The sequence below is a fragment of the Acidovorax sp. KNOB132 genome (assembly GCF_057541515.1).
Map to the genome: position 1 here is coordinate 1 of NZ_BAAJYT010000385.1, position 2,605 is coordinate 2,605.

2 protein-coding genes are annotated in these 2,605 nt (G+C 71.6%); one reads left to right on the forward strand and one right to left on the reverse strand.

All coding sequences use genetic code 11. The annotated features are described in order from the left end of the window. A partial coding sequence (locus AC27IO_RS22765) for a TonB-dependent receptor (RefSeq protein ID WP_498740918.1) occupies window positions 1-2,056 on the forward strand: 2,056 nt, incomplete at its 5' end. 51 nt (window positions 2,057-2,107) lie between these two features. On the opposite strand, the gene AC27IO_RS22770 is transcribed toward AC27IO_RS22765, so the two are convergent. Continuing rightward, the gene (locus tag AC27IO_RS22770; protein WP_498740920.1) at window positions 2,108-2,578 is read right to left on the reverse strand and encodes an ABC-type transport auxiliary lipoprotein family protein; all 471 of its coding nucleotides are present in this window, start codon (window positions 2,576-2,578) and stop codon (window positions 2,108-2,110) included. Window positions 2,579-2,605 lie beyond the last annotated feature (27 nt).

The window sequence follows — 2,605 nt, forward strand, 5'->3', positions numbered from 1 at the left end:
CCCGGGGGCCGCGGGTGCGGCGGCTGGCACCACGATGAGCGAGGTGCGCGTGCAGGCGGCGCGTGGCGAGGACACGGCCTACAACGCCGCTTCGAGCGCCAGCGGCACCAAGACCGAGGCCCCGCTGCGCGACGTGCCGCAGACCATCGACGTGGTGCCGCAGCAGGTGATCCGCGACCAGGGCGCGACCTCGATGCAGGACACCCTGCGCAACGTGGCGGGCGTGGGCCTGTCGCATGGCGACGGCCAGCGCGACCAGGTCAGCATCCGCGGCTTCACCAGCATCGGCGACCAGTTCGTGGACGGTTTTCGCGACGACGCGCTGTATTTCCGCGACCTGTCCAACATCGAGCGGGTGGAGGTGGTGAAGGGCCCCGCCGCCGTGCTGTACGGGCGCGGCTCGTCCGGCGGCCTGGTCAACCGCGTGACGAAAAAGCCCGGCACGGACGTGTCCGACATCGCCCTGAGCGTGGGCAGCTGGGCCGACAAGCGCGCCGAGTTCGACGTGGGCCGCGCGCCCGCGGGCAGCGACTGGTCCTGGCGCGTCACCGGCGCGGCCGAGGACGCCAACAGCTACCGCAGCCAGCAGTTCCTGGAGCGCCAGGCCATCGCCCCTTCGGTGCTGTGGAAGCCCGACGGCGCCACTTCGCTCATGCTGCAGGCCGACTACCTGCACGACAAGCGCGTGACCGACTTCGGCATCCCGGCCTACCAGGGCCGCCCGGTCAACGTGCCCGCGGGCACCTACTTCGGCTCGGCCAATGCGCGCGACGCGGACACGTCCGAATCCACGGTCAACTCGTTCACCGCCACGTTCAGCCACCGCTTTTCCGACACGCTGCGCGTGCGCAACGCCCTGCGCTACTACCACTACGACCTGGACCGCCAGAACACCCTGCCCGCGGGCACCACGAACGAGGCCGCGGGCATCGTGGCGCTCACGCGCTCGGGCGTGGACCGGCGCGAGCGCGGCGTGTTCAACCAGACCGAGCTGATCCAGAACCTGCGCACCGGTAGCGTCGCGCACGAGGTGCTTTACGGCCTGGAGCTGGGCCAGCAGAACAAGGATGCGGTCTCGTTCACCGGCGGCACGCTGGGCAACGTGAACCTGTGGAACCCAGTGCTGCCGGTGGCGCCGCTCAACGGCGGCGGGGCCGTGTCGGCCAGCGCGCTGAACCGCTACCTGACACGCGCGTTCTACGTGCAGGACCAGATCACGCTGTCGCCCGAGTGGAAGGTGCTGGCCGGCCTGCGCTACGACCGTTTCGGCCAGGAGACCGACACCCGCCTGGCGGGCCAGAGCGACTTCGAGCGCACGGACACCACCTGGAGCCCGCGCGCGGGCCTGGTGTGGCAGCCCACGGCGGCACAGTCGTACTACGTGTCGGTGAGCCGTTCCTACCAGCCCTCGGCCGAGATGTTCGCGCTGTCGGCCACCAACACGGCCATCCAGCCCGAGCAGACGACCAACTACGAAGTGGGTGCCAAGCTCGACCTGCTGGACGGCCGCGCCACGGCCACGGCCTCCCTGTTCCAGCTCGAGCGCACCGACATCAAGACCACCGACCCGGCACAGCCCACCCGGCTGATCCCCATCGGCACGCAGCGCACGCGCGGGCTGGAGCTGTCGCTGGCGGGCGAGCTGGCGGCGGGCCTGCAGGCCACGCTGAGCTACGCGCTGCTGGACACGCGCATCACCCGCTCCACGGCCACCGACGCCGGCCAGGCGGTGCAGGGCAAACGCGCCACGATCACGCCGCGCAACGCGTTCTCGGCGTGGCTCACGCAGCGCCTGGGCGACGACTGGAGCGTGGGCGGCGGCATCAACTACGTGGGCGACCGCTTCGCCAACCCGGGCAACACGGTGACCCTGCCGTCGTACGTGGTGGTGGACGCGATGGCGCAGTACCGCATCGGCAAGGCGACCACGGTGCAGCTGAACCTGCGCAACCTGTTCGATCGCAACTACATCGTCTCGGCCCACGGCAGCAGCCCCAACCTGAACCTGCCGGGCGCGCCGCGCAATGTGACGCTGACGCTGCGACACAGCTTCTGACCGGGCGGGCGCCGCGGGCGCGGCGCCGGTAGCGGGCCGAAACGAGACGGGTCAGCGCCCCATCTGCTCCAGCCACTGCGCGATGTCCTGCGCGGCCTGTGCCGTGGCGTCGGCCAGGGCGCGGGTGCCGCCGGGCGCATCGGCCGTGGCGGCGGGGCGCTGGACCAGGAACACGCGCTGGGCCAGCAGCTTCTCGCCGGCCGGCGTGGACTCGGCGATGGATACGCGCAGCCGCACCAGTCCCACGCTGGTGGCCGGGGCGCTGAATACGTGGCTGAACTCCTCGATCTCCAGGCGCAGAATGGCCGGCAGGGCGCCGCCCTCCAGGATCTGCGCGGCGCCTTCGTCGCCTGTCAGCACGGCGCGGCGCAGGCCCAGCTGATCGCGCACGGCCTTTTGCACCAGCTGCGCGGGCGGCTGGCTCCAGCGCGCCTGGTTGTAGGGGCGCAGGCGGCGCGCGTCGTCGTAGGCCAGGCGGTACAGCACGGCGGTGCTGCCCTCGACGGGGCCGGTGGTGGTCACGTCGGCCAGGGCCAGGGGCGGCAATCA